This window comes from Nitrosomonas sp. (assembly GCA_031316255.1).
GTDB lineage: Bacteria > Pseudomonadota > Gammaproteobacteria > Burkholderiales > Nitrosomonadaceae > Nitrosomonas.
In genome coordinates this window covers 421,933-446,475 of sequence record JALDQW010000001.1, presented here as the reverse complement: position 1 = coordinate 446,475, position 24,543 = coordinate 421,933, and the positions used below count along the sequence as shown (strand labels likewise).

The window sequence follows — 24,543 nt, the reverse complement described above, 5'->3', positions numbered from 1 at the left end:
TACATCACCTATCCTAACTTAACCCCTATTAATCCTTTCTGCTGCATGCCAATTATTTCCTAGCGACGTTTTTCTCAGAAACTCTATTACGACCTCAAATAGCCTTTTTGAACATATGTATCAGTTAAAATCTGTATCATCGGACACATCCCAATATTAGCTCACCCTGATAATGACTCCATTTGAAATCTGACATTGTGAATTAGCCTGAAAAACGCGATAATGCACTAACTTTATTATCTCTTGCAACAGAGCCATAATTATCTTAGGCGCCACCCCAAAATCTGAGAAGTGGTTCTTTCAATGGGAAGAACAAATGGTCAACAGTTTTATTTTATTTCCAGTTTGCCTAAAGCTGCATGTCTTGATAGCTGCAACAATTTTCAGTCTTTTTGTCAGTTCTTCGGCTATATCCTACAGCGAATGCGCCGAATATAATATTGCTAGTCCAGGAACAGTTCATGTACGACCTGCTGATAGCGTAACCGAGAAGGAGCTTGAAGCACTTCTTGGTAGGTTTGGTTTCTCTGCCATAAATGGTTCGCTACATGGCTCGGGTGTTAGTTATTGGATTGATGTCGAAGTTACACACGAAGAAGCGTGGATCGCTATTTTCAGAAAGTTGTCTGCTATCTCGGTCGCATGTAGGCAGTCACTAGTATTAGTGTCGGTGGATGCCGACGCATTAATTGGGAAAGCGATGTATGAAAACTCTCGGCCACGCGCTCCAACTGGAAGTGCAAACTTGCATATAGAACAACTAGATTTAGATTTTTTACTTGGCTATTTTACAAAAATCTTCGAGCAAAAGAGTGCCGATGTTAATATCTTAAAGAGAGACCAAAATCGCGCCCAACTAAGCATCAAGTCGCTCCGTGGCGAAGTGATAATAACCGAGAAATACTGGGAGCATCTGAAGTTAAATCTGATCTATGTGCCTCAACCTGAGGCGATGATGGTCTACCTCATCGTGGACGGGTATTATGCGACAGGAGCAGGAGACCGAATTCCTACCGATAGTGCATATCAGTCTATGGAAAGAGAATACTATCAACCGTTATTGAGATACACGCAAAATTTGATAACTAATTTGCAGGAGATAGCAAAAAAAGGGGGGGCAAGTGACACGAACTAAATTACGCATAACCTTAGGCATTTTTTTTATTATTGCACATACTTACATCCTTTTTATATTGTTTGTGGCTTTTTTATCGAACGGCTTCACGTATAACGAGTTTATTACGACTGGAGCCATTGTTCTGCCCGTATTTGCCGGTTACAGCATGGCGATTTTTAATTTCATTAGAGATCAGAAAAGTTCCGTAATCATGAATTCGAAACAATTGGATAGTTTGACATTGTTTGCGTATATCTTTGTGCCAATCACGTTCGTGTTGTATATCTCGATCATTGTCTATCTAAAAGCAACTAACACTGGAATCGCTAATTTCGATCAATTTCAAGGTCTGCTTGTGGTAGGTGAGACCGTGTATGCGATGACCACATCACATATCCTTTACACACTATTTGGCGGATTAGAAAAGAAATAGGGTTTCTCTCGGATGTGGAGGTTTTTTCCAAGCTACCACCGTTCTTGAGAGCGGGCTCAGTGCCTATACCTAAGCCGGACAAGCCGGAACCAAAAAAGTTAAAATCTGCGTAGCCAACCTATCAAGGAGACGTTGATCATGACACACCTGACCGAACGTTATCAATCAGACCTGCTTGGCGTGCTTTCCTGCTATGACAGAATGATTATAACTGGTGCCTTGCCGGGTGCTTGTTACGCAGGTGGCATGACCAGTTTTCTGAATTTCCGTCATATCAGGATATTCGATTACGCCAAGTTATTTGCCGATCCCTGGCGCGAACGCCTTCGTCAATGCGCACATGAAATAGCTGATGCACAGAATGTATCTATCGAGCATGTAAACAAATCGCATATTCGTAAAGAAGACCTGGTCGCTCAAGTGATCAAGCAGCGTGGTAAGCATCCCGGGTTGGTGCACATTCTTTCGGCGATGGAAGCGTGCTCTGCTTATAAACCCTGGCATGTGCATATTCTGGTCCAAACTGAACAGCCATTCTGGTTCAAAATGAACATTTCCACTAAATTTTTGTTAGCCTCTCAAATTATTTTTTCTTCCATCCCCATAAATTCAAGGATAAACCCTTCGGGTGTTTGCTTCGCATACATCCTTGAGTTTACGGGGATTGCAGAAGTCGTTTAGTATGAGGCTTAAGGTGAATAATGCTCAATATTGAATTCTTACGTTTGCCTTTTTCTATCCTTAATTATCGCGAAACAGATTTCCCGGAATTGGCGTTCAACCCGCCGGAATGGCTGTTCAATCTCACCGGAATACGCAGCATGACAAAAATACTCATAAGACCTTTCTTCGACCAACCTCTGGAAAATGTTTGCATTATTATTTTTACTTGTCAATCGGCATGTAAAACTTACCAGAATTTTGGATAAATCGGCGTTGAAAAGTTTCCACTCTGAGATGATAAATTACCGGCATTTTGCTGGAGAACTTTGGAGTGATAGAGATGGATATAATTGCCGAAATCAGAAGGCGACATTTTGTCAGTAAAGAAAAAATCAGTTCAATTGCCCGTTCATTGGGGCTGTCCCGTCCTACAGTCAGGAAACATTTAAAGACGGAGGCTGAACCGGAATATCGGCGTCAAACGCAATATGCGCCGAAGCTGGGTGAATTTAAAGCGTTATTGACCAGTTGGCTGGAAACAGAGGCATTACTACCGCAAAAGCAGCGTCGAACAGCAATGCGATTATATGAAGGTTTGATAATTGAAGGTTATACAGGCGCTTATGACAGTGTTCGGCGTTTTGTAAAGCAATGGAAAGCAGAGAACAAGGATACGCCGACGCCTAAGCAGGCGTTTGTTCCTTTGGCGTTTAAACCCGGCGAAGTCTGTCAATTTGACTGGAGTCAGGAAGTTGTTGAGCTGGTTGGGCTGGAACAAATCGTCAAAGTGGCGCATTTTCGTTTGTGTTACAGCCGCAAAATGTTTGTCGTCGCCTATCTCAGAGAGGCGCAGGAGATGCTGATGGATGCGCATAATCGTGCATTTGCTTTCTTTGGCGGCGTGCCGCTGCAGATGGTTTATGACAATCCCAAGACGATTGTGGATACGGTCTTGACCGGCAAGGAGAGGAAGTTCAACCGGCGGTTTATGGCGTTGGCGAATCATTATCTGTTTGAACCCGTTGCTTGCACACCGGCTGCTGGATGGGAGAAAGGCCAGGTAGAGAATCAGGTCGGTAATGTCAGAGAATGGCTGTTCACCCCACGCGTAAAGTTTGCAACGCTGGATGACTTGAACCGCTGGCTGGCGCAGCGTTGTCATGAGCTGTCTAACAGGAAGCATCCTGACTTTGCACAAACCATTGCGGAATGTTTTCAGTAGGAACAATCATTATTGCGTCAAATCACAACACCATTTGCCGGCTATGTTGAGCATCTGATGAAAGTCTCCAGAACCTGCCTGGTGCGTGTTGACCGGAATCAGTACAGTGTACCGGCCCAATGGTCTGGGCAAGTGGTTTCAGTCAGAATATTTGCCGATCACCTTGACATTGTGGCAGAAGGTAGAACGATTGCGACGCATCAACGCAGTTTCCTGCGCGATCAGTTGGTCTGCGACCCATGGCATTATCTACCTTTACTGGAGAAGAAGCCCGGCGCTATCCGGCACGGTGCGCCATTCCAGAACTGGGAATTGCCGGAGGCAATCCACCACGTACGAGAGAAACTTCGCAAGCAAGACAAAAATGAGCGTGCTTTTGTTGATCTGTTATTACTGACCCGTGAAGCGGGTCTTGATGCGCTCGAAACAGCCTGTGAGCTGGCATTGGAATCCGGTGTCGTCAATGCCAGTGCGCTGCAGAATGCAATCCGGCGTCTGATTGAGCCGGTTCGTCCCAAGGCACTGAATACCGGTGATACCTTACAATTAATCACTGAACCACTGGCTGATTTCCAGCGTTACGATCATTTACTGGGAAATCGCCATGTCCACTGATCTGCTCACCCAACTCAAAGCACTGCATCTGTACGGCATGGCGGAAGCCTGGTCTGAGTTAAGCGCTGAAATGCCGCAACGCAAGCCAGTATCGCCGCAAGCTGCGTTAAGCCAGCTGATCGACGCCGAAATAGCCGAACGCCAGCTACGCAGCCTTAAATACCAGATGAAGGCTGCAAAGTTTCCAATCCACCGCGACCTGGTGAAATTCGACTGGGATGAAACACCGCTCTCACGCCAACAGATAGAACAGCTCTCAACGGCTGCTTTTATGGATGATGCGCATAACCTCATCCTTATTGGTGGCACCGGTACCGGCAAAACCCATTTGGCCACTGCTCTGGGCGTTGCCGCTATTCATCACGGCAAACGCATACGATTCTATAACGTCGTGGATTTGGTCAACCTGCTGGAGCAGGAAAAACAGTTGAATAAAACCGGAAATCTGGCCAGAAGACTCATTCAGGTAGACGCCGTCATCCTCGATGAACTGGGTTATCTGCCTTTCCCGGAATCAGGTGGCGCCTTACTGTTTCATTTGATCAGCCAGCTTTATGAGCGTACGTCACTCATTATAACCACCAACCTGAAATTCAGTGAGTGGGTGCAGGTTTTCGGAGATGCCAAAATGACCACTGCACTGTTAGACCGCATTACACATCATTGCGACATCCTGGAAACCGGTAACGATTCGTACCGTTTCAAGCATCGAAAACAATGCATAGAGACCGATTAACCAACTAAGCAAGGTGGAAACTTTTCGACGCCGATGACTGGAAAATTTTCAATGCCGATTGACATTTTTACTTCATCGACGAAGAGGTGGGGCTGTGTTATCTGCGCGTACCCACCTGGTGTCCTTTCCGCTTGCAGTTTTATTGTAATGGTCATGCTTGGCTTGAGAACAAGCTGCTCGCAAACAATATTGGCTATGCGATGGCCGATAATGCATTCATTCGCATTGATGATTTTGCCAGAGCACAGTCTCTGTCAGACCAACTCAAACCTGATGATCTGCACCGCATTCTGGATCGTTATGCCAAAATGTGTTGCCCGGTACAAGAGGAATTCCAACAACTCTATCACTGGAGTCTCATGCAAACCGAATACGCAACCGACTTGGTATTTCGTTCTGATACCGTCCTGCAACCCCTTTTTGAAGACATATCCCGGCAAGCAGTCATCGCAGTGAAGGCCGAGCATGTATCCTCTTTCCTTGGCAAAAAGATTACACCGCAACTGGCGCAGGAACTTGGTTCTCGCTTGTCCACTCGCATTGAGGGAACCTGTATCAAGCACCGCATGGGCAGTGCATCAGTCAAAATATACGACAAGTTCAAACGTGTGTTGCGTATTGAAACAACAACCAACGACGTTTCCTTTTTTAAACACCACCGCAAGGTTGAACACCGGGACGGCTCTGTTACACGTGAGCTCGCCCCACTCAAAAAATCCATTTACAGCATCATTGATTTGCGCGAGATTCTTCTCGGCTGTAATCGCCGCTACCTTGATTTTCTACCCTCACTCCATGATTTCTCCAATGGACGCCGTGCCTTACGGCAACTGACCGAAACAAAAATAGATCATGGCACTCAGGTTCGTGGCTTCAATTTCTTCGATGCAACTGAACAAAATTTGTTACGTGCCATTCAACGGCCTGAGTTCAATATCCATGGTCTTCGCAGAGCTGACCTGAAGAAACATATTCCTTCAGTTTCAAATGGAAAACTATCTCGCTATCTCAAGCGCTTGCGCATCCTGGGTCTGATAAAACGTGTCGCCAAAACCTATCGATACTACTTGACTCGTATCGGCCGATCAGCTATCGCAGCCTGCGAAAAATTAACAGAATTCACCATCGTGCGAACACTTGCCGAGGCACGATAAATACAAAATTCTTATCATAATTTGAGATGATTTGACTGATAAGAGACTAAACAGATAAAACGAGTAACTTATTTTCCCGTGTTTACTATTGATAACATAATCTATCGAGAGTTAACGATCGTAGTACCTACTCTATTTTCCTAACATCTGAACCAATTTTTCCTAACATCTGAACCAATAAACTGGCTAACTTTTACCTAAAAGTTAGCCAGTTGCAAAAACCCTGAAAAACCATGCCCACTCAGCCATACAGCCTATTTTCGTGCCTCAAAATAAAAAATAGTGATTTTAATTTCATTAAGTTTCATGCTTATAAATATAAAAGTTAGGATTTACTGAATGCTCGCTTTTAAAGGTTGATCAGCCGTCCACTGGAAACAGGCCACAGACTGGTTTTGGCCGAATGGCGACAGTACGGTTTGATCGTGCTTTAAGCCCAAAAGTGTCAGGTCGCATGTAAACCCATACGCATTATCGGCACACTCTTTTGCTTTCTTTCCAGGCGATCAAATCAGATATTTTGTACCTGATCTTGCTGCCTATTTTATAGAAAGGAATGATTTCCTTCTTTGTGCAGCGCCATGAGGCAAGCGTATTCACTTTTACGCCGATAATTTGTGCGGCCACGACCGGATCAACCTCTTCCATATTTTCGCCGGACTTGATTATTTTGCTTAGGGTCAAATTTGTTTCACTCATCTCTCTAACTCCACTGCTTCTCGAGTAGTCATGAATTTTTATCTGCTCAATTACCGGTAGATGGCTAGTTGGTTGTTAGTTCAAGATCACAAAAACCAGCACAACCGAAATCAACACCAGAACTGCTGCCAGTAAATTCATGATGGCCGCTTGCCTGGAAATTCTGGTGAGATCGCGGAACTCATGATTGATGGCTATCCTGATTTTCTCGCTGATCAACTGCATGCATTGTTCGGCGGTCTGGTCATTTGAGTTGCTGGTCTTGTTTTGTTGCGCAGCGATCAATGCATTGGCTTTTTTGCTGGCGTATGACTGCCATTGATTAAAATTTTCCTGCAGAATAGCTTCGTACTGGTTTAACAGTTGTGCATGCGCTTGCTGATTTTGTTCCAGCAGCACTTTGTTCAAGGTATGCATCATCAACACCGGATCGTCCTGAGACAAGGCAATGCCGTGTTCTGATGCGATTCTTTTGATGAGCACGTCCAGTTCGTCATTCATGTCAATACGGCGGCAACGTTTTCGATGCTGGCAAAGAGCTGCTTTTTAATAATGTTCAAACGCTGGCGCACCATGATCGGGAGATTCTTGTCTTCCAGCGCTTCACTGAATGTCTGCTTGGATTGCAGGATTTCGCTCAAATCCTTGCCAAAGGTTTCGGCCTTGTAGTGCGGCACACGGATAATCGCGGATACACGTTTTTTGTTATCCTGGTATACCTTCATATCCTCAAACCGTTTGCCGTTCATGACAATCTCGCCCCAATAGGGATTAAGCCAGACAACAAACAATGCTTCTTCAGGAAACTGTTTCACCAGATGCGCAAAACCGTTGAGTGTATCGAGCATGGCCTGACTGCCGGTAATAACGGTATGAACAACCAGTTCATGCCCCATGTCCAGCAACAGTGCCGGAATCTGGTTGCTGATCAGGTAATGCGACATCGGCACAAACGTACTGGCACCGTTATCAATAATGACATCGTTTTCCGTATTGGCGATAAGCTCAATCAGATCATCAAACTTTCTGGGATCAATCTCATCATTGTTCATTACATTAATCCGGTGCACATTCAATTTCTTGAATCCATGAAACGTGGCATTGACCGGATCGGTGTCAATGCACAAAGGATTTTTCCCTTTGGCGAATTTATGTTGTGCGAGTGTAGAAGCAATAAACGATTTGCCCACACCGCCCTTGCCTTGCAGAATCATATGTATTTTAGCCATTAGATCAGATCCTCCTTGTTAATTGTTGAACTGAAAGTAAAGCTGTCTTCCTGAGAAACACCTGCCGGTGTTTTAACCGGCTTTACCGAATGATGCTGTTGTTGTGATGTGTCGTGTATGTGTTTCTGGCAAAGATTCCTGAACCAGACATATGAGCAAACCAGTTTTTGTTCTGCACGCAGTGTCGACCAGATTTGATACATCGACCACCCATCGGTCAGTGCTTGGTTGATTTCCCCCTTTAATGCCAGAAAGGTGGGCAAATGTTTATTCTTGCGGCCTGGTTTGTCCTGTTCTCTTTTGGATACCCGTTCAGACAATGAGAATTTCATAGCAGTTACCCTGATTTCATCTTTGGCGAAAATTTAATTTTAATTTTTTAAATTTTTTTTGCGCCACGCAAAAAATTTATTTTACTTACCAAATACTTTTCATTTGCTTTCTGTTTACTTATCAGATCATTACAAATAGTTGTTTTATTGTTAATTATTGTAACAATAAGTACGCATATAGTATCATTATAATGATTGTTATACGATTTGCAAACTATTTTTTTAGTGATACTATAACCCCAGTTTACTAAAAACGCAGGGCAGGATATGTGAAGTTAGCTAACTTCTGCCAAAGTTATCTGCTTCACCTGTCTTATTCGCACATGACTGTGCTCAACGAATCCTGCTCTGCGAGGCTAGAAAGAGAAACTGTATGAACGATAAGCGCAACAAACATCTGCGTGTTCCGGTAAGTTCACACGAAGAACAGGCAATTAAAAGCAAAGCCCGCAACACAGGTTTGCCGGTTGCGCGTTACATGCGCCAGGTATGCCTGGGCCATACCGTTCAGAGCACTATCGATCTAGTACAGGTCAAACATCTGCTAAAAATCAACGGCGATCTCGGCAGAGCTGGCGGGTTACTCAAATTCTGGTTAAGCGACGACAAGCGCGCAGTCGGCATGGACAGAAAGGAAATCTTTTCTGTATTAAGGGAAATCAAGGAAACCCAGGCACTCATGAGCCGGGTTTTAAAGAAACTAATCACCAGACAATAACATTTAGCCGCTAAACCTTATGATCGCAAAACATATACCCGTCAGAACCCAAAATGCCAGCCGGTTTGCCAGGCTTGTGAATTACATTACCGACAGCCAAAGCAAAACGGAGCGTGTCGGGGTTGTGCGTATCACAAATTGTGCGTTTGAGAATATGGATGATGCTGTCATTGAGATTCTAGCTACGCAGCGTATGAACATGCGCGCCACATCCGACAAAATCTATCATCTGATTATCAGCTTTCAACCGGATGATAGAGTGAACGATCAGAATCTCGCTGAAATCGAAGAAAGATTATGCGAAGGTCTTGGCTTTAAAGATCACCAGCGCATCAGTGTCGTGCACCACGACACCGACAACCTGCATATCCATGTTGCCATTAATAAAATTCATCCAGAGCGATTCACAATTCACAATCCCTACTTTGACTACGCAAAGATTGCCGGTCTGTGCGAACAACTGGAATCTGAATTCAATCTTGCGCACGATAATCATCAACGAGTCAATCGTCACATCGACATGGAATCCAAAGCCGGTGTCGAGAGTCTGCTGGGCTGGATTCGGCGCGAATGCCTTGATGACATCAAAAACACAAAAACCTGGCAGGATTTACACCAGGTACTTTACATCCATGGTCTGGAAATCAAGGAACGTGGTAATGGTCTGGTGCTTGTTTCTAGCAATGGTGTTGCCGTTAAAGCGAGTTCAGTTGACCGGTCTTTATCAAAACCCAATCTGATCAAACGGCTTGGCGCTTTTGAACTTGCAGCAGATAGCCTGGAAACATCACAGTCACAAGAGCACACACAAGTACAAGCGCAGACCAGAACCAAAACACAGAATGCCAAAACATCAAAAGTAAAAACCAAACACTATCAACCCAGACCGCTGCAAAACCATGTTGATACTTCCAGATTGTATGAGCGCTATCAGCAACAACAAACCAATGCAGCTTCTTGGCGCAAAGAACAATGGCTTATATTGCGGGAACAGCGCGATCTGTTGATTGAAGGCACCAAACAGAAAGCAAGATCCAAGCGCGGCATCATCAAACATGTGCAGACTGGGCCGCTTGGCAAGAAAGCCTTGTATGCAACCGTAAGTCTCCAATTCAAAACAACGCTGAATGAAATCAAACGCGATTACCGCGAAGCGTATACGCAATTAAAAGCCAATACTCGCAGAATGGCATGGCTTGACTGGCTAACGATTGAAGCTAAAAGAGGCAATACCGAAGCGCTAGCAATATTGCGCGCCAGAAGCAACAGACGCAACGGAACTAGCTCAGTTTTGCGTGATTCCATTGCTGGCAATAAATATAATAACGACAAGTCCAGAACAGATGGTATTGAGTCCGTGACCAAAGACGGTACGGTGTTTTACATAGCTGGTACTACGGCTGTGCGTGATGACGGCAAACGGTTGTTTGTTGCATCGAATGTTTTGAATGATTCCCTTGTTGACGTGTTGCAGTTTGCTATCAAAAAATACGGCAATCACCTGTCGGTTAATGGCTCTGATGATTTTAAAAAGTCTATTGTGCAGACTGCTGTTCAGAACAAAATTCGCGTTACGTTTGACGACCCTGAACTTGAACGGCACCGCAAACAATTATCGAAACAAGTTGTATTTCAGAAACGATCCAAAACTTCAACGCACCGAAGGAGTCTGTGATGAACAAATACAATTCCGGTTTCCAGGAAAACAGAAACGCAAAGAAAGATACTCTGATCGTCCGCTTGCTGGGTATTGTGTTTCTGATTGGAGGGTTTCAGGTTGCAACGCAATACTTTGCACACCAGTTCAATTATCAGGATCAGCTCGGATCACACTTTAATCAACTCTATGCACCCTGGTCGATTGTGGTGTGGAGTAATCAATGGTATGACCAGCATCCGGGTATCTTTGATCTGGCTGCCGGTTACGGCATTCTGTTCTCCAGTGTCGGGTTGATTCTGGTATTGATCGTCAAGATGATGCTTGCTAATTCTTCACGGGCAAACCGCAATCTGTATGGTTCAGCCCGATGGGCGGAAAAAAAGGATATCGAAGCCGCCGGATTGTTGTCTTCCCAAAAAAACAAAGGCGGTGAAGCGGTTTATGTCGGTGCCTGGCGTGATAAGTCCGGCAGAACGCATTATCTCAAACACAGCGGCCCGGAACATGTACTGTGTTTTGCACCGACTCGTTCGGGTAAAGGTGTGAGTCTCGTCATTCCAACTTTGTTGTCCTGGACACAAAGTACCGTCATTACCGATCTCAAAGGCGAGCTCTGGGCTTTGACTGCAGGGTGGCGCAAGTACTATGCAAACAACAATGTGTTGCGTTTTGACCCAGCATCTACTTCAAGTTGTCGCTGGAATCCACTCGATGAAATCATCATTGGCAGCGGTACCGAAGTGGCCGATGTGCAGAATCTCGTGAACCTGATCGTTGATCCTGATGGTAAGGGATTGGAAACGCACTGGCAAAAGACTGCACATGCACTTTTGGTTGGATTGATTCTGCATGTGCTGTATCAATCGGAAAGAGAAGGTGCGCCAGCCACACTACCGGCTGTCGATGCCTTATTGTCCGATCCAGACCGTGATATTCGTGAACTCTGGATGGAAATGATCATGCCGGAAGGTGATCACGCACATCCGGTTATCGCTGCCAGTGCCAAGGACATGTTGGATCGCCCTGAAGAAGAAGCCGGTTCCGTGTTATCAACTGCCAAATCGTATCTGGCTTTATACCGTGATCCGATTGTGGCAAACAATATCAGCGAATCGGATTTCTGTGTTCGTGATTTGATGCACCAGAATAATCCTGTCAGCCTCTATATTGTTTCACATCCGAACGACAAATCACGGTTGCGTCCGCTAATCCGCATCCTGATCAATATGATTGTTCGCAAGCTTGCTGGTCAGATGGTATTCCAGAATGGTGAACCGGTTACGCATTACAAACACCGGCTGCTGCTTATGCTCGATGAGTTTCCAAGTTTGGGTAAATTGGAAATCTTCCAGGAATCGTTGGCGTTTATTGCCGGTTACGGTATCAAGGCGTATCTGATCTGCCAGGATATCAATCAGCTTAAAAGCCGGGAATCCGGTTACGGCCATGATGAAGCGATTACTTCCAATTGTCATATCCAGACTGCATTCGCACCCAATCGTATTGAAACTGCAGAACACTTATCCAAACTTACCGGCCAGACTACGGTGATCAAGGAACAAATCACGACAAGTGGCCGACGCTCATCAATGATGCACGGTCATGTCACACGTACACTGCAGGAAACACAACGTGCTTTACTAACACCGGACGAATGCATGCGCCTGCCGGGTGCCACTAAAGATGCCAAAGGCAGAATTACCAAACCGGGTGACATGATCATCTATGTTGCCGGATACCCTGCCATTTATGGCGTACAGCCTTTGTACTTCCAGGATGAAACATTTGCCGCACGCGCAAAAGTTGACCCGCCGTTATCAAGCGACCGGCTGATCGGTTCTTATGAAGATACTGATTCTGGCACAGGTACTGGTGTTGGGACTTCAGGGTTGCTGCAATGAAAAAGCCAATCAAAGTCCTGGCTATTAGCATGCTGACACTCAGTATCGGTATGTTTGTGCTGAGCATTGTCTTGCGGTTTGGCGGATTTTATATCAACACCACACCAAGTCTGCCGGTTGGTTTGTACCGGATTGTCGATGAACCGGTTTTAAAAGGTGCATACGTTGCGTTCTGTCCACCGCAACGCGATGTGTTTGATTGGGCTGTCATCAGAGGCTATATCAATCCGGGTAATTGTCCCGGCGGTTACAGTCAATTGCTCAAACACGTACATGCCGTTGCCGGTGATGCGGTTTTGATTGATGAGACCGGTATTACGGTTAATGGTCAATGGTTGCCGAACAGCGCGCCGTTATCCACCGATGCCTATGGCGCCGCATTACCGCAATACCGTTTCAATGCGGCACTCGGTGAATCCGAATACCTGCTGTTATCCGATATGAATCCTCATTCATTTGATGCACGCTACTTTGGCGTCATCGACCGTGCACAGATTGTGCATGTTGTACGCCCCGTTTTTACCTTCAATCTTCAAGAGGAGTAATTGCCATGAATAATCCTGCAGATGATGACACGAAATCTGATATCGCTGATACCAGTCTGAGCGACTGGAAAATGAAACGTCAGGTGATAGCGCAAAAGCTGATTGATGCACAAACACCGGGATTTCAGGCTGAATTCGATCCCGATGAAGCGGAACTGCTTGGCGCATTCAAAGAAGATGCCTTGAGTGAATTTGAAGCGCTGGATAGCAGTATCGATCAACCGGAATCTACTGATGGAGGGCAATAACATGGACAAATCCAGAAAAGCCTACCATGAGCAGGTCGCCGAGAGTCTGATCGCACGACTAAAACAAGGCGCAGCCCCATGGCAAAAACCGTGGCAGCCGGGCGATCCGCTGTTATCGTTTCCGCATAATCCAACCACCCAAAAACGTTACCGGGGCATCAATGCCTTGTATTTGATGAGCCAGGCTTATGCCGATCCACGCTGGTTGACGTACAAGCAAGCTGCTAGTTTAGGTGCTCAGGTGCGTAAAGGTGAAAAGAGCACCTGGATTCAATATTGGAAGTTTACCGATGAGCGTATCAAAAAAGACGATAACGGCAAAACGATACTTAACAGTGAAAGCAAGCCCGTCAAGGAAACCGTCAAGCTTGAACGTCCGCGTGTGTTTTATGCCTCAGTATTCAATGCCGAACAGATCGACAATCTGCCGGAGTTGGTCATCGAACCACCGAGTTGGGATCCAATTGAGCGTGCAGAACTGATATTGCAGGCATCCAGCGCAGCAATTGAACACGGCGAATATGACCGGGCCTTTTACCGGTCAGTAACCGACCGGATACACCTGCCGCACAAACACCAGTTTGAAACACCGGATCGCTATTACGCTACCGCCTTGCATGAACTCGGCCACTGGACGGGCCATGAATTACGTTTGAACCGCGATCTAGCGCACCCCTTCGGCAGTGAAGGCTATGCACGCGAAGAGCTGCGTGCCGAGATTGCCAGCATGCTGCTCGGCCATGAACTGGGTATCGGACACGATCCCGGTCAGCATGCCGCGTATGTCGCATCATGGATTAAAGCTTTGGAAGAAGATCCCACAGAAATATTCCGCGCTGCAGCCGATGCAGAAAAAATCCAGGACTATGTGCTGGCATTTGCACGGCAGCAGGAATTACAAAGTCAGGAGGCCATCAAAATGGATGAAATCAGACAAAACATCGCAACGTATACCGCCAATCTCGCACCCGATCTTGCAACAATAGCACAGCAAAACAATCGGCAGTTACAAAAACTGATCAGGCACCTGCCGAGACAAGAGCAAAACGCCCTTTATCTGGTCGCCGACGCACTGAAATTCTGCAGAAACTTAAGCATCGATAATCTCGAGTTTGAGGAAACGTCACAGGACAAACTGGGATTGTCCATCCCCGCCGACTGGAACGGGCGTGTACAGGTTCAAGGTAACGTTTTGAAAGAGAATAAGAATGAAGATGGTGTTGGCACCAGTCATGTGATACCTGCAAAAGATTTGGGTATCGATCCTGAATTCTGGGGTGTTTATGCGCAGCATAACGATCAGACCTGGGCCTGGATGGCGGATTTCGATGTGGAACAACTTGCCATCAATACAGTGGAAAAGCTCGCACTGATCGATGCCATGTCCGAGCGCAACGAATATGAAAAGGGCGTAAAACTTGCCCGCATTGATGAATTGCGGATTCGTAACAATTCGAACAGCACCGAGGAAGAAATTGACGCAGCCAAAGAGCAACGTAAACATGCTGAAGCACTGGCAATGCAAAATGATGCAGGCTTTAACAGAAGGAGGCAGTCTATGGAAACCGATCCAACCAATGCCGTTCAACAAAATACGGATGAGTCGATTCAAAAAAATCAAATCCAACATGCTGTTAAAGAAAGTGTAAATCAATTACGCCAATACCTGGCTGTGCCGTACAGTGAAAAAGACCGGGCCAAAGCCGCCGGTGCGCGTTGGGATAAAGCAGCCAAAGCATGGTATGTGGGTGAAAATGCAGATATCCGCGCATTACAGCGCTGGATACCGGAAAATGTTCCAGTGCAGCAAAACCCTGCCATCGATGCGCAAGCTGAGTTTGCTTCTGTGCTTCGCGATAATGGGTGTATTGTGGACGGTAATCATCCCGTGATGGATGGGCTGTCACACCGTATAAAAGTTGACGGTGATCGACCCGGTGAAAAATCCGGATTTTATGTGGTGCATATGGATGGTCATCCTGCCGGATATTTTAATAATCACCGCACCAAAGCCGAGATACGCTGGAAGGCAAAAGGGTATTCATTAACCGAAGCGCAAAAGGCAGCCTATGCTGCACAGGTTGCGATCAAACAACAGGAACGTAAAGCCGAGCAGCATGCGCAGCATATCAAGGTTGCACAAGCCGTCAAAGAATTACTGGCCATTGCTTTGCCTGCCAATGCTGATCATCCTTACCTGCAGGATAAAAACGCAAGGCCAAATGGATTAAAAGTCGTGCCGCAAACACCGGATGGTCTACCACAAAATTCCATCATCAAAATCTGCCAGGATCGGCAGGATGTCAAAACGGTGCGTGATGACCATCCCGACAGTCTTGTCTTTGTCGCGGGTAATCTGTTGCTGCCGATTTATGATGTGAATGGAAACATCTGGAGTGCACAGACGATTCAACCGAACGGCACCAAGCTGTTTGTAGCAGGCAGTCAGAAGGAAGGCCACTTCCATGTAGTGGGTTGTAACAGCGAAGGATCTGCGGTATTAAAAGCGCTGGATAACGCCAAAGCCATCATCATCGCTGAAGGTTATTCCACTGCCGATACCGTATCGCAGGCCATGAATTGTCCTGTTGTGGCGGCATTCGATTCAGGCAATCTCATACCGGTTGCACAACAGTTACATGACAAGTATCCAGGCAAACCCATTGTTATTGCCGGTGATGACGATCAACACCTGGCCGCCCTCAACGGCAAAAATACCGGCAGGGAAAAAGCCCAGGAAGCTGCACAATCAGTTAACGGTGTTGTGGTGTTTCCGGTCTTTGCACTCAACGAACAAACATCGCAGAAACTCAGCGATTTTAACGATCTGGCTAAAAAAAGCGCATTGGGCATGCAAGCTGTCAAGCGCCAGGTAGGTGCAGCAATCGAGAAAGCAATTCAGCTTAATACAATTCAGAAGCATGCGATTCAAAAACACCAACCCCAATCTCAACACGTCAAAACCCAAAGCCAGCAACAGACCGAAACAAAAGCAAAATCACAAAAACGGGCATTGGTTTAATACTGACAGGAGGATTAATCATGCGTGCTAATCAACAAGCCATTCCTGTAAATTCATCCAGACCCAATACAGGTGATCTCTATGACAACATTGAAACTCGTCCCGATACCAGCGAAGCACAAAAAGAAATCGGTAGAAACGCTTACATCGAACTGCTCGAATCTCAAGCTCGATGGGCAGGTGGCGCCATACTGGGTTGTAATTTCCCGAAAGACTTTAAAGAACAGGGCGGAACCACGCTCTTAAACCGGCAAATCAAATCCGCTCATGAACTTGCCGTGATGGCGCAGATTCTTCGCGATCCACGCTTTGAAACTCTGCGTATATTTTATACGCGACGAAACCGTGTCATTCATCATACCGCCATCAGCTCACGATTACCTTCATCGGTTTATCTGGACAAGATTAATGGCACTGAACATCATCTGGGCAACTGGGTGAACAATACTCGATTTAAAGTACAGGCCGATGGCTACTGGCTGCTGCATAATCACCCCTCTGGGAATGCCACCGCATCCTGGCATGATGAACAATTTACCGCACAACTGGCATCCCTGGTACCGGGATTTAAAGGTCATGTCATTATCAACACCAACCAGTACAGCGTGATCAACCGGAAACTTGAAGTCAGCTTCTTCAACTGGATGGGCATCCAGGCCGGTGGTTACCAGGATACTGCTTACAAGCAGCACGACTGCCTGTTGGAAAACATCGCTACGCCGGATGATCTGGCAAGAATCGGCATGGCGTTTAAACACAAGGATCAATACTTCAGCCTGATTGGCACCAATGCTACCGGTGCCGTTCAGTCGATCAGCGAGTTGCCGGTATCGATTCTGGAGAAATCACCAAAAATGTTATTGGCAAGACTGCAGAAATTTACACGCAATTCCGGTGTGAGCTCGGTTTTTATAATCACCTCTGACAAACATTTCAATCATCCGGTATTGTTGAAAGCTTGTGAAATTGGGGTTTTACGTGATGTTATCGGTATCGACATCAATAATAACGGCGATTACCGTTCCCTCAGGGAAACAATCGTTATTGCAACAGGTATCAGCGATGAAATCAGTGCACTGTACAGAAAATCCAGAGCTTTGATTACGGAAGATGACAGTCTGCATGATCTCAAAAGCAAAACAAGTAAACCAAACATGACCATACAAAAAAACCGTCGTGTACGTGGCCGGTAAAAAAAGATAAAGCAGGATAAATCCAATGTGCGGTGGCATTGAAAACCATGCTGTCAAGATTTACTTCCCAAATCCGCAAGCACGTTTGCCGGTACGGTTGCGCAGTGGAAATGTAACCTGGGTTATCTGGGGTAACCGTAAAAAAGAAGCGATTCAGTTCGTACCGTTCTGACATTCGAGCATTAGCATGGGCTAGGGTAGCTTGGACATCATATAATGTTCCGCCATTGTTAATAATAAGAAAAGCCACGGTATGCCGAATTTCAAGACCTAAAAAAAGAAACAATATTTTGAATCTGAAATAAAGCTCCTAAGTTTGTAGCTCTTGAAGGAAACGAGAAGGTCGTTGTGGTTTGGCGCTACCCCAAGGCATTATTCTAAGCTGAGGATAGGTAATATAAATCCAACGTTTTGCCCTTGTAACCGCAACAAAAGCATTATTTCTCTCTTCATTTATTTCTTTAAGGGTAGTGGCCCGGTAATCAGGAAAAACACCCTCACACATACCCATAATAAAAACAATATCCTTCTCCAAGCCCTTCATGGTGTGAACAGTACTTAAAGTAAGCCCGACAGGATTATAGTCATCGACAAGCTGACCTAATGCTATAGCGTTACGGAACGCAGATAAAGAATCTCCCAGTCCTTTGCGCTTGAATATAGTCCAGCTCTTTCTGAAATCTTGCAGTTCTTGGAGAGAACGCTCGAGCTCCCCATCTTCCTTAAGTGATGGTTCAACAATTAGTTCTTCAATTAACTTTTTAAAAGTCTGATAAAATTTTGGGATGTTGGGCTGATCCAGATCAATATCCTGTATTGCTTCTAAAAGCTTTGCCTGAATTTCTGAGAATGGAATATCTGATGACCGAGCCGCTTTAGCAAATTCTCTCAAGATTTCAGCGCTTCCCCATGATGTGGGAGTCTGTATTTTCAAAACTGCACAAAGCTTTTTACCATCGACCCAGTCCTTAGGGTTAAGTCGAATACGAATTGCCAAATCAAGCACCTTACCAAAAATTGATGATGGCTCAGTTTGACGTTCTCCCTTTTTTAGGAAAAAGGGAATTTGCTTTTCATGAAGATGCTTTTCAAGTGACTGGAATACAAAACGATTGCGAGCGATAACAACCATATTCCCTAAGGAAATCTCACCCTCGATTTCATCATCGTATTTTTGCTGCATAAGCTCTTCGATTTTGTCGCATATCCATTGGGATTCCGTCTCCTCGTTCTGGAATACAAGGATTTCCTTTCTTCCATCCAGAACGAAATCTGATGCAACCTGAGAGTCTGGTTTCAACTTATTTGCGAGAGAGATTACTGCTTTTGAGCTACGATAATTTTCTTTTAGAACATATTTTGCTGGAGAAAAATCCTCGACAAACCTTTCGCATAGATATTCATGAGATGATCCATTGAACCCATAAATCATCTGGTCGGGATCACCCACCATCATTACACTTTTGATTTGGTCGCTACAAAGCGCCTTGATAAATTCGTATTGAGCTTTATTAAGGTCTTGAGCCTCATCCACACATATATGCTTGTATTTAGAGCGATAAATTTGCCCACACCAAGACTGTTCAAGAAGAATTCGGTGCGCATAAACTAATATGTCATCAAAATCTAAACCGCCGCTTTGAATGAGGGCAGATTGATATTCTTGGAAAATACGCCAGAATGATTCGTCACTTTCGTATTTCTCGCGGATTTCAGCTTCTGTCAATAGTTCACGCTTCGCTATCGAAAACTGATCGAGATAGTTTTGAATGATTCTCTCACGATCTCTTCTTGTTCGCTCGTCGCTAACGTTCAAGAAGGTATCAATATCAATTTCTTGATCGCGTAACGACTGGAGAAAAACAGCTTTCCTGTCTTGATCCCGCTCATAAATATGCAATTCTGACGGCAACCCAATAGTATGCCCATATTGATCGACAATTCTTTGGGCAACCGCGTGGATGGTAGCTATCCAGCAACGATCTTCAATCTCATCAAGGTCTTCCAAACGATTCTGCATTTCTTCAGCAGCTTTGTTTGTAAAAGTAAGAGCAATAACGCCGTCTTTACGGGTATTCTCCAATACATGCCGCACCCGTTCGGTTAAGACTCGAGTTTTACCAGACCCTGCTGAGGCTAGTACCTGCATTGCTTGACCAATTGGAGCTTTAACAATATTCGATTGCGCATCGGAAAGATGAGTCATTAAAACGCTCCTTTCCTAATATTTTCAAATAATTCTATGATCTTGGGTGGAATTTTATCTAACTCTAATTCGCATAATTTTAATGCTATGACAGGGGCGAATTTAGGTTTTTTTGAATCAAGAATGTCAGTAAGAGCCTTGTCATATCCATCTGCTGAGTTGTAATCGCGAAGGTCATCGGAGTAGATAGGCTGATTGCATGTCGAACAAGTAGGGCTATCAGTTTTTATTCTGCCTTGTGAAGTCCCATGCCGCTTTTTAATCCAGTTGGTTATTGCTTCATTTCCATCCACTTCTTTAATTGCTTCTTCTACGATATTCCTATAACCTGATGATATCAAATAACCTTCAAAGTCAGTATTATCAAGAATCGTGATATTTGGGCAAGTCATGATGTCAGTCTGACCAAACACATCTGTATAATGCTTTTTTAGGTCTTTAATTGTACTATCTTCGCCATCGCTGAAAATAAATGCCGGAACCAATAAGTCTTTAGAGAAGGACAAGAAAGGACGATATTTCTTACCAGACCCACCAACGCCAACAAAATTCACATCAAGCTGGAATGATTCATTTTTGAAATAGTGGTGAAACAACATTGGTAGTGCTTGTTCTTCGGTTTCTCCTTCACATAACACCAACGCCTTGGTGAATAAAATTTCCCCTCTGGAATGAATAACCTCTCTCTGCAAACGACGTAAATCCTCCGGATCTAGCTCAGAAGATAATTGTACTGATGCAACATTATCCTTATATCTTTTGAGTGATCGTAACTCTGTCGGTTTTGCCATTGCAGCCAGATATGGGGAGTGTGTGCTAACAATTAATTGGCCTTTAGATTCCGAAAGCTGGCGATATAGTGTTTTTTGAGCATTGGGGTGAAGATGCGCTTCTGGCTCTTCAGCCGCAAGAATTGGGAAAAAAGGCTCTGATTCTTCAAGATGTTTTGCTTCCGTCAAATCAACAAATGATTTTACGGCTAGCATTGATGCCCAACTCCTAGTACCCATCCCATGGTATTCCATTGAAAATGAATTGGCTGGATTTTCACCAAAGTGAATGGAGAAGTGCTTTGATAGGTCTCTAATTTTTTTGGGAAATGGCGTTACTTCGGCATTACCTGAATGACTAAATGATTGATTCAGATTTTCCAAATGTGCCTTGAGGCTCTTAAGTTCGTTGCTTTTGCTGACAGCCTCATCATTGACGTCTTTGATAAGTTTTTCAATAACAACAATGTCAGCGGAATCGTATTCAACACTCGAAAGGACTTTGCCCACGAACGAGGATTTTTCCTTTAATTCTTGATGGATATCTCTTTGTGCTTCAATTGATATGAAAGGAAGACTAACTAAGCGAGTGGCTAATTTTGATTCCTTAACCTTTTCTGATTGCCAATTGCTCTTATCTGGCCATGTTTCCAAGGTAAAACGAAGAGTGTCATAACCTCCTTTTGTTAAATTCTGTTTTGAACGAGTGCGAATGGCAACAAACTGGTTTCCATTGGGTTCAGCCTTGATTTTATCCCCAAACTCAGTTGCCCACATTTCATTAAAAATCTGTGTTCTATTACCATTACCCTCAACCGGAACAATTCTAATATCAACGAGTATTTCATTTACTCTTTGATCGTTTGTATCAATATAAAAGTCTTCTTCAGACAGAAACCTTGCATAGTCGCCAATAGCAAGCTGAAGAGCTTTTATTAACGAAGTTTTACCAGAATTATTGGTACCAATTAGTACTGTTATTCTTGGTAATGAAACTTCAAGATTCTTAATGCCTCTAAATCCCGCAATTCGTATTGCATCAATGAGAATACTCATAAAAACCTCGCTCAACTTTCATCTTATAGCACCACTTTGTCCATAAACGATTCAAAGTTATCCGCTACAGTAAAACCAACCGTTTCACCAAGTGCTTTGAAGTGAGCGCGGCCACAGTCGATTTTTGCTTTTTCAACGGGACGTAGCATATCGCCTAGGATGGTTCCTTTGGTTTCCACGACAAAGTAGAGTTTTTCGCCATCGTCATGATCGACCAAAACTGCCCAATCGGGGTTATAGTTGCCAAGTGGCGTTTCAATCTTGAACCAGCTTGGCAGCTTAGCGTAAACCTTGACATCCTTGCTTTGCTCGAAGGATCGCGCGAATTCGGCTTCCACTTCGGAATCGTAAACCACATGGTCATAGACTGATTTTTGGGCTTCCAGCATGTTTTTGTTGAGGTAGCCGATCAGCTCCTTGTCCTCGAACAGCTCTTGCGCGTAATAGTGGGCATCGCCGATCTTTTCATATTTGATCCCGTCAACGATGAAGTGACGCATCTGCCGTTTGATGATGGCACTCACTTCATCGACAAATTTTTGCGGGTTGTTCTTGAAATCCTGCAAGCGTCCGCACTGGGTCAAAATGGCCACTAATGTTCGGCGGGTGAGATTGGTTTCGTTCTGAAGATAACTCACGATGTCCGGCAATTTGTAATCTTTGGCATCATAAATATGGTTGGTTTGACTGGTTTCCGCCGTGCCGATACCACCGCGCTCGATTTTCGTCAGGCCCTTTTCATAGATGAACTTGGTCTTCCCAACAATCAGGTGGTTTTTGATCTCTTCAACGCACTTGCCAATCAAGGCCTCAACATCGAATTCTACCCTGAAGGTGGTTTTATATTTGATGCGCTCCCAAAGCGCTTTGAATTCTTCGCCAACATAAACAGATTTGTTAAGTGCCACGGGCTTCTTGTCACCGGCGTTCTTGATATTGAGATTGCCCGCCACCTTTTTAAGCACGGTCGTAATCAGGCTGGCATGGCTTTGGAAATCTTCCGGCAAATCGACCGCGTTGTTTTTTATATCGGTGCGGAGTTTGTCCTTTACCTTGCCGCTTTTATCGACATATTCGGCATCGAACAGGTGGTTCCAGATTTTTTCAGACGCATCGGCCCCAAGGTAGGCCTGCTTTTGGTCTTCGGTTTCGATAACGATATTAGCGAAGAAATGTTTTTCGACGACGCCAAAACGAATACCTTCCTCTTCCTCGATCTCTCTTTGCAACTGGCTGACAAAATCCTCATAAGATTCATTAGCCATGACCGTGAGCGTATTGACCTCAAAGCCTTGCACCCTATCCCCGTCCTGATTGACCGCCAGACGCAAGCCACGGCCAATTTCCTGCCGTTTTTTGATTGCCGATTTGGTTTCGTTGAGCGTGCAAATCTGGAAGACGTTGGGATTGTCCCAACCCTCTTTGAGTGCGGTGTGTGAAAAAATGAACTTTAATTTGCAGCTAAAACCGAGCAGCCATTCCTTATTTTTCATTATCGTGTTGTACGTAGATTCGTCATCTGCGCTTGAACCACCTGTACCATCTTTCGACTCTTTACTGTCCTTAAAATGCCCTGACTTTTTATCGACCGAGAAATAGCCGTCATGCACGGCTTCCACCAAACTTTCGGTATCCACTTCCTTGAACAGGGAATTGTATTTCGGCTTCTTGATGAGCTGTCGATATTCTTCCTCGAAGATCAGCGCATATTTGCCTTTCTGCGGGTTGCCATCCTCGTCATAAAAGCGGTAATTGGCCACCTTGTCGATAAAGAACAGACTCAAAACCTTGATGCCTTGTGGCGTGAGTTTCAGCTCCTTGTCCAGATGCTCCTCAATGGTTTTGCGAATTTGCAGGCGTTTATATTCATCGGGATCGACATCGCCCGACACTTCGCCCAAACGTAAGATGTCGGGCTTGCTGGTGAAGTCGATATATTCATTGCCGGGCTCGCAATAAATATCGTTGACCACATAGCCGTCATACACATCACGGCCACCGGAAAGCGTGAGCAAATCATCGCCGCTGCGCACCTTCTTGGTGATGCGTTTGACCTGCCCGTTTTGCATGGCGTCAAATTCGATCTGGGCGGTGATCGGGCTTTTCTTGTGATCGACACTGAGCAGCCGGATATAGGCTTTATTGTGGCCATCCTTCACATCAATCGAAGCCACTTCAATCTGTTTAACCAATTTGCGCTCATAGGCATCAATCGAGTCCAGCTTGTACATCAGATTGTGTTTGTCCTTGTGCGTGGCTGAATAGCGGATCGTGCATAAGGGATTGAGCGAGGTAATGGCCTCCTTGGATTTCGGGGTGGTATCGACGCTTTGCGGTTCGTCAATAATGACAATCGGGTGGGTATCGCGGATAAACTCAATCGGCTTCATGCCGTTCATCCTGTCATTCGGCCGGTGAATGATATTGGCTTTGTTCTCCTTGTCCGGATCGGTAAAGCTTTTGCGGAACGCATCAATGTTGATGACCATGATCTGGATGGTGTCATTGGTCGCAAAGCTGCGAACTGGGCTTAAGTCGCTAGAATCGTAGACAAAGTAATCGCAAGGCGTGTTGTCGTAATATTCTTTGAAGTGCTGCTCGGTCATTTCCAGCGATTTGTGAACACCTTCCTTGATCGCCACGGACGGCACGACGATGATGAATTTGGTAAAACCAAAGCGCTTGTTGAGCTCAAACACCGTGCGCAAATACACGTAGGTTTTGCCGGTGCCGGTTTCCATCTCGATGGTGAAATCCTTCGCGGACAGTGTATCGGTTTGTTTCAAACCGTTTTTAAGCTGGATGGTGCGGATGTTTTCCAGCAACTCGTCATCGAGAAGGCCAAGCTTGTTACCGATACCCAATTCGGTCTGGGTGGCAAACATATCGCTTTGCGGCCCCTGACTGACCTGTGACACGGTAAAGTTGGTTTGAAGTGTATCCTGCCCATCGAAGATGTCGGCCACGGCCTGAATGGCGTCTTGTTGGTAGTCCAGATCGGCGCTGAATTTGATTTTCATAGCT

General features: G+C 45.1%; 23 protein-coding genes. 16 read left to right on the top strand and 7 right to left on the bottom strand.

From position 1 onward, the window contains the following. The first annotated feature begins 316 nt into the window (after positions 1–316). The 8 genes from MRK00_02150 (at position 317) to MRK00_02115 (ending at position 5,940) form a co-directional block, all read left to right on the top strand. Complete coding sequence (locus MRK00_02150; protein ID MDR4516183.1) at positions 317–1,135, top strand: hypothetical protein; 819 nt, start codon at positions 317–319, stop codon at positions 1,133–1,135. Then, positions 1,122–1,550, top strand: a complete 429-nt coding sequence (locus tag MRK00_02145; GenBank protein ID MDR4516182.1) for a hypothetical protein — start codon at positions 1,122–1,124, stop codon at positions 1,548–1,550. Before MRK00_02150 ends, MRK00_02145 begins: the two co-directional genes overlap by 14 nt. Before the next feature lie 138 nt (positions 1,551–1,688). Beyond that, on the top strand, positions 1,689–2,231 hold the full coding sequence (locus MRK00_02140; protein MDR4516181.1) for a hypothetical protein: 543 nt from the start codon (positions 1,689–1,691) through the stop codon (positions 2,229–2,231). A gap of 20 nt (positions 2,232–2,251) precedes the next feature. Next, positions 2,252–2,479, top strand: coding sequence for a hypothetical protein (locus MRK00_02135; GenBank protein ID MDR4516180.1), 228 nt, complete (start codon positions 2,252–2,254; stop codon positions 2,477–2,479). Between the two features lie 74 nt (positions 2,480–2,553). Further along, positions 2,554–3,435 (top strand): IS21 family transposase, encoded by an 882-nt coding sequence (gene istA, locus MRK00_02130; GenBank protein MDR4516179.1) that lies wholly within the window; start codon positions 2,554–2,556, stop codon positions 3,433–3,435. 12 nt (positions 3,436–3,447) lie between these two features. Next, the gene (locus tag MRK00_02125; GenBank protein ID MDR4516178.1) at positions 3,448–4,050 is read left to right on the top strand and encodes a hypothetical protein; all 603 of its coding nucleotides are present in this window, start codon (positions 3,448–3,450) and stop codon (positions 4,048–4,050) included. Further along, on the top strand, positions 4,040–4,786 hold the full coding sequence (gene istB, locus MRK00_02120) for an IS21-like element helper ATPase IstB (protein ID MDR4516177.1): 747 nt from the start codon (positions 4,040–4,042) through the stop codon (positions 4,784–4,786). The genes MRK00_02125 and istB overlap by 11 nt, the downstream gene beginning before the upstream one ends. 86 nt (positions 4,787–4,872) lie before the next feature. Further along, positions 4,873–5,940: a hypothetical protein gene (locus MRK00_02115; protein ID MDR4516176.1), complete on the top strand. Its 1,068-nt coding sequence runs from the start codon at positions 4,873–4,875 to the stop codon at positions 5,938–5,940. A gap of 471 nt (positions 5,941–6,411) precedes the next feature. Here MRK00_02115 and MRK00_02110 read toward each other — a convergent pair whose 3' ends face one another. The 4 genes from MRK00_02110 to MRK00_02095 form a co-directional block, all read right to left on the bottom strand. Beyond that, on the bottom strand, positions 6,412–6,639 hold the full coding sequence (locus tag MRK00_02110) for a helix-turn-helix domain-containing protein (GenBank protein ID MDR4516175.1): 228 nt from the start codon (positions 6,637–6,639) through the stop codon (positions 6,412–6,414). A 75-nt stretch (positions 6,640–6,714) separates the two neighbouring features. Further along, on the bottom strand, positions 6,715–7,140 hold the full coding sequence (locus MRK00_02105; protein ID MDR4516174.1) for a conjugal transfer protein TraM: 426 nt from the start codon (positions 7,138–7,140) through the stop codon (positions 6,715–6,717). Then, positions 7,137–7,868, bottom strand: a complete 732-nt coding sequence (locus MRK00_02100) for a conjugal transfer protein TraL (protein ID MDR4516173.1) — start codon at positions 7,866–7,868, stop codon at positions 7,137–7,139. The genes MRK00_02105 and MRK00_02100 overlap by 4 nt, the downstream gene beginning before the upstream one ends. Continuing rightward, positions 7,868–8,200 carry a TraK family protein gene (locus MRK00_02095; GenBank protein ID MDR4516172.1) on the bottom strand — a complete coding sequence of 111 codons (333 nt, stop codon included), beginning with the start codon at positions 8,198–8,200 and terminating at the stop codon, positions 7,868–7,870. The genes MRK00_02100 and MRK00_02095 overlap by 1 nt, the downstream gene beginning before the upstream one ends. Positions 8,201–8,573: 373 nt before the next feature. Between MRK00_02095 and MRK00_02090 the strand changes: the two genes are divergently transcribed. The 8 genes from MRK00_02090 to MRK00_02055 are packed head-to-tail and all read left to right on the top strand — an operon-like array spanning position 8,574 to position 17,659. Continuing rightward, entirely contained in the window at positions 8,574–8,918 is a 345-nt protein-coding gene (locus tag MRK00_02090) for a conjugal transfer protein TraJ (protein ID MDR4516171.1), read from the top strand. Positions 8,919–8,937: 19 nt separating this feature from the next. Beyond that, entirely contained in the window at positions 8,938–10,593 is a 1,656-nt protein-coding gene (locus MRK00_02085; GenBank protein ID MDR4516170.1) for a relaxase/mobilization nuclease domain-containing protein, read from the top strand. Next, positions 10,593–12,479: a type IV secretory system conjugative DNA transfer family protein gene (locus tag MRK00_02080; GenBank protein MDR4516169.1), complete on the top strand. Its 1,887-nt coding sequence runs from the start codon at positions 10,593–10,595 to the stop codon at positions 12,477–12,479. The genes MRK00_02085 and MRK00_02080 overlap by 1 nt, the downstream gene beginning before the upstream one ends. Continuing rightward, positions 12,476–13,024 (top strand): conjugative transfer signal peptidase TraF, encoded by a 549-nt coding sequence (gene traF, locus MRK00_02075; protein ID MDR4516168.1) that lies wholly within the window; start codon positions 12,476–12,478, stop codon positions 13,022–13,024. The genes MRK00_02080 and traF overlap by 4 nt, the downstream gene beginning before the upstream one ends. A gap of 5 nt (positions 13,025–13,029) precedes the next feature. After that, positions 13,030–13,272 (top strand): hypothetical protein, encoded by a 243-nt coding sequence (locus MRK00_02070; protein MDR4516167.1) that lies wholly within the window; start codon positions 13,030–13,032, stop codon positions 13,270–13,272. Position 13,273: 1 nt separating this feature from the next. Beyond that, the gene (locus tag MRK00_02065; GenBank protein ID MDR4516166.1) at positions 13,274–16,294 is read left to right on the top strand and encodes a zincin-like metallopeptidase domain-containing protein; all 3,021 of its coding nucleotides are present in this window, start codon (positions 13,274–13,276) and stop codon (positions 16,292–16,294) included. Positions 16,295–16,314: 20 nt separating this feature from the next. Beyond that, on the top strand, positions 16,315–17,487 hold the full coding sequence (locus MRK00_02060) for a DNA repair protein RadC (protein MDR4516165.1): 1,173 nt from the start codon (positions 16,315–16,317) through the stop codon (positions 17,485–17,487). A 25-nt stretch (positions 17,488–17,512) separates the two neighbouring features. Then, positions 17,513–17,659, top strand: coding sequence for a hypothetical protein (locus MRK00_02055; GenBank protein ID MDR4516164.1), 147 nt, complete (start codon positions 17,513–17,515; stop codon positions 17,657–17,659). Positions 17,660–17,797: 138 nt separating this feature from the next. Here MRK00_02055 and MRK00_02050 read toward each other — a convergent pair whose 3' ends face one another. Genes MRK00_02050 through MRK00_02040 form a run of 3 tightly spaced genes read right to left on the bottom strand, consistent with a single transcriptional unit; the run spans position 17,798 to position 24,539 of the window. Further along, positions 17,798–19,693 carry an ATP-dependent helicase gene (locus MRK00_02050; protein ID MDR4516163.1) on the bottom strand — a complete coding sequence of 632 codons (1,896 nt, stop codon included), beginning with the start codon at positions 19,691–19,693 and terminating at the stop codon, positions 17,798–17,800. Next, positions 19,693–21,519 (bottom strand): AAA family ATPase, encoded by a 1,827-nt coding sequence (locus MRK00_02045; protein ID MDR4516162.1) that lies wholly within the window; start codon positions 21,517–21,519, stop codon positions 19,693–19,695. The genes MRK00_02050 and MRK00_02045 overlap by 1 nt, the downstream gene beginning before the upstream one ends. Positions 21,520–21,542: 23 nt before the next feature. Then, positions 21,543–24,539: a DEAD/DEAH box helicase family protein gene (locus tag MRK00_02040; GenBank protein MDR4516161.1), complete on the bottom strand. Its 2,997-nt coding sequence runs from the start codon at positions 24,537–24,539 to the stop codon at positions 21,543–21,545. Between the last annotated feature and the right edge of the window lie 4 nt (positions 24,540–24,543).